Source organism: Pontibacterium sp. (assembly GCF_964228735.1).
Lineage (GTDB): Bacteria > Pseudomonadota > Gammaproteobacteria > Pseudomonadales > Balneatricaceae > Pontibacterium.
The window spans coordinates 1-7,493 of the sequence record NZ_CAXRBQ010000174.1 but is presented as its reverse complement, the minus strand read 5'-3'; the positions used below and the strand labels follow the sequence as shown (position 1 = coordinate 7,493).

Annotated in this window: 11 protein-coding genes and 1 pseudogene; 7 read left to right on the top strand and 5 right to left on the bottom strand. The window is 54.3% G+C overall.

All coding sequences use genetic code 11. From position 1 onward, the window contains the following. Positions 1 to 623, top strand: a 623-nt coding sequence (locus ACEQ15_RS18560) for a PLP-dependent transferase (RefSeq protein WP_370280748.1), incomplete at its 5' end; no start/stop codon positions are given. Here the strand turns inward: ACEQ15_RS18560 and thpR are convergent. Further along, positions 620 to 1,138: an RNA 2',3'-cyclic phosphodiesterase gene (gene thpR, locus ACEQ15_RS18555; RefSeq protein WP_370280747.1), complete on the bottom strand. Its 519-nt coding sequence runs from the start codon at positions 1,136 to 1,138 to the stop codon at positions 620 to 622. The two genes, ACEQ15_RS18560 and thpR, sit on opposite strands and share 4 nt — an antisense overlap. Positions 1,139 to 1,216: 78 nt before the next feature. Between thpR and ACEQ15_RS18550 the strand changes: the two genes are divergently transcribed. Continuing rightward, positions 1,217 to 2,188: a tRNA dihydrouridine synthase gene (locus tag ACEQ15_RS18550; RefSeq protein WP_370280746.1), complete on the top strand. Its 972-nt coding sequence runs from the start codon at positions 1,217 to 1,219 to the stop codon at positions 2,186 to 2,188. On the opposite strand, the gene amrS is transcribed toward ACEQ15_RS18550, so the two are convergent. Then, positions 2,178 to 3,245, bottom strand: a complete 1,068-nt coding sequence (amrS, locus tag ACEQ15_RS18545; protein ID WP_370280745.1) for an AmmeMemoRadiSam system radical SAM enzyme — start codon at positions 3,243 to 3,245, stop codon at positions 2,178 to 2,180. The two genes, ACEQ15_RS18550 and amrS, sit on opposite strands and share 11 nt — an antisense overlap. 170 nt (positions 3,246 to 3,415) lie before the next feature. Between amrS and amrB the strand changes: the two genes are divergently transcribed. From amrB to ACEQ15_RS18520, 5 genes are read left to right on the top strand one after another with little or no spacing between them, the layout of a single operon-like run. Beyond that, entirely contained in the window at positions 3,416 to 4,195 is a 780-nt protein-coding gene (gene amrB / locus ACEQ15_RS18540; protein WP_370280744.1) for an AmmeMemoRadiSam system protein B, read from the top strand. After that, the gene (gene amrA / locus ACEQ15_RS18535; protein WP_370280743.1) at positions 4,182 to 4,742 is read left to right on the top strand and encodes an AmmeMemoRadiSam system protein A; all 561 of its coding nucleotides are present in this window, start codon (positions 4,182 to 4,184) and stop codon (positions 4,740 to 4,742) included. Before amrB ends, amrA begins: the two co-directional genes overlap by 14 nt. After that, on the top strand, positions 4,732 to 5,064 hold the full coding sequence (locus tag ACEQ15_RS18530; protein ID WP_370280742.1) for a TfoX/Sxy family protein: 333 nt from the start codon (positions 4,732 to 4,734) through the stop codon (positions 5,062 to 5,064). Before amrA ends, ACEQ15_RS18530 begins: the two co-directional genes overlap by 11 nt. Then, complete coding sequence (locus ACEQ15_RS18525; RefSeq protein WP_370280741.1) at positions 5,019 to 5,390, top strand: cupin domain-containing protein; 372 nt, start codon at positions 5,019 to 5,021, stop codon at positions 5,388 to 5,390. The genes ACEQ15_RS18530 and ACEQ15_RS18525 overlap by 46 nt, the downstream gene beginning before the upstream one ends. A gap of 23 nt (positions 5,391 to 5,413) precedes the next feature. Beyond that, on the top strand, positions 5,414 to 5,926 hold the full coding sequence (locus tag ACEQ15_RS18520) for an O-acetyl-ADP-ribose deacetylase (RefSeq protein ID WP_370280740.1): 513 nt from the start codon (positions 5,414 to 5,416) through the stop codon (positions 5,924 to 5,926). Here the strand turns inward: ACEQ15_RS18520 and ACEQ15_RS18515 are convergent, their stop codons facing one another. From ACEQ15_RS18515 to ACEQ15_RS18505, 3 genes and pseudogenes are all read right to left on the bottom strand, one after another. Then, on the bottom strand, positions 5,927 to 6,799 hold the full coding sequence (locus ACEQ15_RS18515; RefSeq protein ID WP_370280739.1) for a helix-turn-helix domain-containing protein: 873 nt from the start codon (positions 6,797 to 6,799) through the stop codon (positions 5,927 to 5,929). A 153-nt stretch (positions 6,800 to 6,952) separates the two neighbouring features. After that, positions 6,953 to 7,219 (bottom strand): Hsp20 family protein, encoded by a 267-nt coding sequence (locus tag ACEQ15_RS18510; protein ID WP_370280738.1) that lies wholly within the window; start codon positions 7,217 to 7,219, stop codon positions 6,953 to 6,955. Between the two features lie 9 nt (positions 7,220 to 7,228). Continuing rightward, positions 7,229 to 7,493 (bottom strand): annotated as a pseudogene (locus ACEQ15_RS18505) (hypothetical protein); the annotation flags it as partial.

Below are 7,493 nucleotides of genomic sequence, written 5' to 3'. Positions count from 1 at the left end.
TCTGTACGCCAGTACTGCAGCAGCCTCTTAAGCAGGGCGCTGATATCGTGATCCACTCTGCGACCAAGTATCTGGACGGTCAGGGGCGTTGTGTAGGTGGTGTAGTCTTGGGTTCTGATAAGCTGATGGAAGAGATCTTCGGCTATGTGCGTACCTGTGGTGCTTGTTTGAGCCCCTTCAACGCCTGGAACTTCATGACTGGCCTGGAAACCCTGAGCTTGCGTATGAAGGCACACAGCGAGGCAGCGATGGCACTGGCATTGTGGCTGGAGCAGCAGGACGGTATCGAGAAGGTGCACTATGCAGGCCTGAAGAGCCACCCGCAGCACGAGCTGGCTGTGAAACAGCAGAGCGCGTTTGGCGGTGTACTGTCCTTTGAGGTGCGCGGTGGTAAAGAAGCGGCGTTCAACTTTATTGATGCCACTGAGATGTTCTCTATTACCGGTAACTTGGGTGATGTGAAAACAACAATCACCCATCCTGGCACAACCACCCACGGTCGTATGAGCGTGGAAGAGCGTGCCGAAGCCGGCATTAAAGATAACCTGATCCGTGTATCCGTGGGTCTGGAAGATCTGGAAGACATCAAAGCCGATATGCTGCGAGGCCTGGCGGCGATCTAATCCGCCAGAAACTCCGCCTCTACCTGATGTACTGCGCCGTCCTGGCGCAGTACGCTGCTTTTAAGCAGAAAGCGATCCACACCAAATTCAAAGCGACGACGGTTTAGCCTGTGTTGAAGGTGTTCAACCGCAGGTCCAGGATTGCTGCGGCAACGCCCTAGTGTCAGGTGTGGATGAAAACGCCGGTGTTCCAGCTTGATCGCGATACTTCGCAATTTGTGCGCCAGCTGCTTCTGTAATCGCAGTAGGATGGGATTGGATTCAAAGCCCAGCCATAAGGCGCCGTGCTGAAAGCAGCCCACATCGTGGGTTTTAAGCGCGAACGGATCGAAGTGGATCTCAGTGAGCTGTTCGCACAGTTCGTCGAAGCGGTTTTCAGGTTGTTCGCCCAGAAAGGCCAGTGTCAGGTGAAACTGGTCAGTATTGTTCCAGCGTATCTGGCTTGATGGGAACTGCAGATCACTGATCTCTTCACAGATCTCGGTGGGTGGGTCCAGTGCAATAAACAAACGCATCAGCATACTCCCGGAAAGGTGCGAACAAGCTCCTATAAATAATCGTTTGATGTATCCAAAACAGCAAGAGCAGCAAAGATGAAGATTGTCCTCGCCCCGATGGAGGGACTGGTAGACCCGATCATGCGTGACCTGCTGACACGTGTCAGTGAGATCGATTACTGCGTGACAGAGTTTGTGCGTGTCTCGGAGCGTGTGCTGCCTGCACACCTGTTTAAGAAGACCTGCCCGGAACTTCATCACGGCGGTAAAACTGCCGCGGGTGTGCCAGTGCATGTTCAGCTGCTGGGCAGCGATCCGCAGATGATGGCGCTGAACGCCGCCAAAGTGGCTCGCCTGGGTGCACCGGCAGTGGATCTGAACTTCGGTTGTCCCTCCAAGGGAGTGAACGCTAACCGTGGTGGTGCCATCTTGCTGGAAACACCCAACGAGGTGCATGACATCGTGTCTGCGGTACGTAAGGCCGTGCCAAAGGACGTGCCGGTGACCGCAAAAATGCGCCTGGGTTACAAAGACAAGTCATTGTACCTGGACAACGCGGCTGCGATAGCGGATGCGGGTGCTTGTCAGGTGACGGTACATGCGCGTACCAAGGTGGAAGGCTACAAACCGCCTGCGCACTGGGAGTACATCTCCCGCATTCGTGAATACGTAAAGATTCCGGTAGTCGCCAACGGTGAGATATGGACGTTCGAGGACTACCAGCGCTGCCGTGAGGTGAGTGGCTGTGAAGACGTAATGATTGGCCGCGGTCAGATTTCACAGCCGGACTTGGTAAAAGTGATCAAGGCGCAGCGTGATGGTGCACCGGTGGAGCCTATCCGTTGGGTGGAGATCGTTGGTTTGCTGCTGGATCATATGGAGCAGTCCACCGAGCGCATGCTGCCGGGCTACGTGCATGGCCGCATCAAACAGTGGTTACACCATCTGAAGCGTTGCTTCCCGGAAGCGGTGACGCTGTTTAATCAGGTGAAAGTGATCAAAGATATCGACCTGTTACGCACGGCGTTGCTTGATGAACAGGCCCGACTAAAAGCGCTTAACTCATAAGCCTCACCGGTTGCCGATAAGCGCCCCAGATCCCCGGCTCGGTTTCAAACTGACCGGGCAGGGGCGTGCCACATCCTTTGCAGCAACCGTTCACCAGATTCCATTCTCCCAACACATACCAATCTCTTTCGATCAAACGCATGCCACACTGATGGCAGTAAGTGGAACTGCCACGGGTGTCATGCACGTTGCCGGTATACACATAGCGCAGGCCCTGTTTTAGCGCGATATCACGGGCGCGGGTAAGCGTCGATGCTGGGGTACGCGGTTTATCGAGCATTTTCCAGTCCGGGTGGAAGGCGGTGAAGTGCAGTGGAATCGACGGCCCCAGGTTGTCCATAATCCAGCGACACTGAGCTTCCAGCTCCTCGTTGCTGTCGTTCTCGTCTGGAATTAGCAGGGTGGTGATCTCAAACCAGACATCGGTTTCGTTATGCAGGTAGGTGAGTGTTTCCAGCACCGGCTGCAGGCTGCCGCCACAGATCTTCTTGTAGAAACGATCGGTAAAGGCTTTCAGGTCGATATTGGCGGCATCCATATGTTCAAAGAAGCGGGGTCGAGCTAGATCTGTTATGTAACCCGCACTCACCGCAACCGACTTCACGCCGTATTCGTGGCAGGCGATCGCTACATCTTCGGCATACTCCAGAAAGATCACCGGGTCGTTGTAGGTGTAGGCGATGGAACGGCAGTCGTGCTCGTAACAGTAACGTGCCAGCTGCTCCGGTGACGCGGCATCGGCCAGGGTGTCCATTTCACGGGCTTTGCTCATATCCCAATTCTGGCAAAACTTACAGGCGAGGTTGCAGCCTGCGGTCCCAAACGAAAGAACTGGAGTGCCTGGCAGGAAGTGATTGAGCGGTTTTTTCTCGATTGGATCGATACAGAAACCACTGGAGCGACCATAGGTATAAAGGTGCATCTTGCCATTTTCGTTACCCCGTACAAAACACAGCCCACGCTGTCCATCTGACAGTTTGCAGAAGCGCGGACAGAGGTCGCACTGTATCTTATTTCGGTCAACCGGGTGTGAAAAACCAACTTCGATCACGCTCATATCGTCTCTCGCTCAAGCCGCTCTATACTTAAGATTAGCAGTGTGTCAGCGCAGTTGCCGTTGTGTATGAACCCCGTAAATATTGCTTAATTCATGGTGTTGTAAGGGGTGTTGCTCAATGCCTCGGGGCCACTGTTTTCTTTCGTTGAAAATAACTTCGGAGAGCTCCGATGGACATTCGACAACCCGCTGTGGCCGGTGCATTTTATTCGAGCGATCCGGTACAGCTGACCCAAGACGTAGACCAGTTCCTCTCGCATCACGAACGTCCTCCGTTACCAGGCCTTCGTGCTTTGGTGGTGCCTCATGCCGGTTATATCTATTCAGGCGACGTAGCGGCAGCGGCGTACAGTTGTCTTGCACGAGGTGCGGAATATAAATACATACTGTTGATTGGTCCGAGCCATCGCGTTGGCTTTATTGGTATGGCAGTACCGGAAGCGGACGTTTTTGATACCCCTTTAGGGCGGATGGAGCTGGCGAGCGAACAGATCGGCGCATTGGTGGCTGATGGGCTCGCCGTTTATAACCGCATGGCACACTATGCTGAGCATAGCCTGGAGGTTCAGCTGCCGTTCCTGCAGCGCGCAGAAGTGAGTGCTCCGCTGTTACCGATTGTGGTGGGTCACGCCAGTCCGGAAGAGGTTGGTGCAGTTGTTTTACCCGCACTGGAGGATCCGGAGGTGCTGACCATCATCAGTACGGATATGAGCCACTTCCATAGCTATGACGAAGCGCGGATGATTGATGGCCAAACGCACAAACGGATTTTATCCGGTGCTGAAAATATCCAACCGGAGGAAGCGTGCGGTTGCATGGGCTTGAACGGCTTGCAGCATGCACTGACACAGAGCGATTACCGCATTCATCTGCTACAGCATTGTAATTCTGGAGATACCAGCGGTGATAAGAGCCGTGTAGTGGGGTATGCCGCCTATGCAGTCTACTGAGTACAACGCGTCACAAAAGCAGCGGATGCTGGAGCATGCCCGGGCCGCAATCGCTCGGGAGCTGGGCTATGAGCTGGCTCGTTGCAATGCCGAGGAGCCGTGGCAAAAAGAGGAGCGGGCAGCATTTGTTACGCTGAACCACCATGGCCAGCTGCGGGGTTGCATCGGCAGCCTGAGTGCTCACCAGTCTCTATGGGACGAGCTGTCTTATGATGCCTGTGCAGCGGCATTTCGGGACCGCCGCTTTGCACCACTCAGCCGCGATGAATTTGATGACCTTGATATCCATATCTCGATTCTGACGCCCACCTTGCCGCTTAAGGTCGACTCCGAGCAGGCGTTACTGTCGGCGTTGCGCCCCGGTGTGGACGGTCTGGTGCTTGAGGAGGGTACACGTAGAGCAACGTTCCTACCGCAGGTATGGGAGCAGCTGCCGGAGCCGAAAAGATTTCTGGAGCACCTTAAACGTAAGGCGGGTCTGGCAGAGGACTACTGGAGTGATACCATGCAGTTCTCGATTTATCAGGTAACGGACATTGGCGAATAGCGACGATTTTATCTCCTACGTGGTCGACAGCATGCATATGCTGGGACCGGTGCAGGCAAAACGGATGTTTGGCGGTCATGGGTTGTTTCTCGGCGGATTGATGTTTGCGCTGGTGGCAGACGACCAGCTTTACCTGAAATCAGATCCCCAGACAGAAACTCGATACAAAGCCCATGACCTGGAGCGGTTTACCTATATGAAAAAAGGGAAACCCTGCCATCTTAACTATTACCAGGCGCCGGAGGAGTGTCTGGACAACAGCGAGGAACTGGTCGAATGGAGCGCGATGGCGTATCAGGTGGCGGTGCGGGCAGCATCATGAAGAGTATGTTGACCGATCTTCCGGCGGATAAGGCGCAGGAACACTTTGAAGACCTTCTGGCTCGCCCCGGCGTGAAGCTTGAAAGAATTGTGACTTACGGTCAGGCTACGCCAGCCGGTGAATGGTACGACCAGGCATGGGATGAATGGGTGATGGTGGTGCAGGGTGAGGCTAAGCTGTTGCTGGAGCAAGGCGAGCAACTACTGCATATGAAACCGGGTGACCATGTAATGTTGCCTGCGCACTGCCGACACCGCGTGGAGTGGACGCCAGAAGATAAGACAACGATCTGGTTGGCGCTGCACTTGGGTGAGACAGAAGGATAGCCTGATTACATGAGACTACTGCAATGAAAGCGAAGATCGACGTTATACAGGGTGATATAACTCAGCTTGAGGTGGACGCGATTGTAAACGCGGCCAACAGCAGTTTGTTAGGTGGTGGGGGAGTTGATGGTGCGATCCATCGCGCTGCGGGGCCTGAGCTCTTGGCCGAGTGTCGAACCCTGGGCGGTTGCGACACCGGTGATGCCAAGATTACCCGTGGCTATAACCTACCCGCGCAGTATGTGATTCATACGGTGGGCCCTGTCTGGCGGGGTGGTGATGCAGAGGAAGCGAATAAGCTGCGCAGCTGCTACGAACGCAGTCTGGAGCTGGCTGAGGAGCGGGGGATCAGATCAATAGCATTCCCTGCGATCAGTTGCGGTGTTTACGGCTACCCACTGGAGCAGGCGGTGGAGATAGCCGTAGGGACGGTGATCGTTGGTCTGTACGACTGCCAGTCCATCGAACGGGTGGTGTTCTGCTGTTTCAGTAAAGAGATGGAGCTGCTGTATCAACAGCAGCTCGCAGAACAATAATCAGCTCACTTTTCTAACCGGTACCCAATACTCCAGTATCGAGTCAGGGTGGTCGAATGCAAAACGCTCGTCATACAGCTCCAGTTCTGGCCCACCCGTATGACAGTATTCGCTGTTTGGCAGCCAATCCCTGAATATGGCGGTGAGTGTGTCTCCGATGGTATAGATTGGGCCTTTATGGATAAAACAGGCGTAGGTCTGTTCTGGCACATCCAGGCGCAGTAATCCTTCGTGTGATTTGGCCTGGTCATCCTCAAATGATGCCCAGTAGGTCATGTTCTCCAGGTCATCGTTGGCGGTGCTGCAATCTACGACACCCCAGCACACAGCGGGTGTTTGCTCCAATTCTCCCATCTTGCGCTGAAATTCCATCCAAAGTGCCGGGAGTCGTTCCATGTTGTTGGGGTGTGGCGAACCGGGGGCGTTGAAGGTGGTTTTCAAACCCCACAAGGTTTTCCCAGGGTGGACCTTAATTTCCGGTTCCATATCAATCTCTCCATTTAAATAACTGATCAGGCTTGGATCCAGTTTGGGGAATATATCCTTTAGCGTGCCGCGCGTTCGATATTGCCCCGGAGCAAGGCCGAAGCAGAGGGTAAATGCCCGGCTGAAGCTTTGCTGATTTTCAAAACCGTAGTTCAGCGCGATCTCCAGAATGGAGCATGGCCGCGCGATGAGCGCCATGGCTGCATTGCTCAGTCGGCGTTTCCGGTAGTAGGTTGAAATACTGTAGCCAAACCTGGCCTGGAAGGTGCGTTGCAGTTGCCAGCGCGACCATCCCACGGCGCGGGCAAGCTCTTCAACGCTCAATGGTTCGGCCATATTGTTTTCAGTCAGCTCCACAATATTGAGCAGCCGTTGGTTCGCGACCATGGAGTATCCCTTCAGGTGTTTTGTTTAGCCCGATCCATTATGCCTGCCGAAGGCGGCAAAGTTTTGTCCGTTTGGAGCATTATTATCCCCGGACGCGGATACCAAAAAGGGCCGCGTACGCGACCCTTATATACTTCGTGTGGAGCGGAAGGTTTAGCCTTGGATCTGGATGGAACGTGGCTTCATCGCTTCAGGAATTTCACGCACCAGATCTACATGCAGCAAGCCGTTTTCCATATGAGCTTTAGTGACCTTGACGTGGTCGGCCAACTGGAAGCGGCGCTCGAAGTTGCGTGCCGCGATACCCTGATACAGGTACTGGTGTTGCTGCTTGTCAGCCTGTTTGGTACCGGCGATCAGCAGGGTGGAGTTCTCGCTCTGAATGTCCAGCTCATCGATGTTGAAACCGGCAACAGCCATGGTGATGCTTTATTCATTTTCGCCCAGAAGTTCGATGTTGTATGGCGGATAACGTGGTTGGGTGTCATTGCGGCTGGCATTGAACCAGACCAGAAAGGCGTCTAACTGGCTTTCCAGACCTTCCCTTGGCGGGGCCTCAAAGTGGACCTTCTCTTTCAGGATCGGTCCAGACACAACGCGCATTGGATCGGGACCACGTAACTGGCCGACTCGGATAGGCCGCACAGATTCATCGTTGTTGGGGAACAACAGGGTATGCCAGTGATAAAGGCGC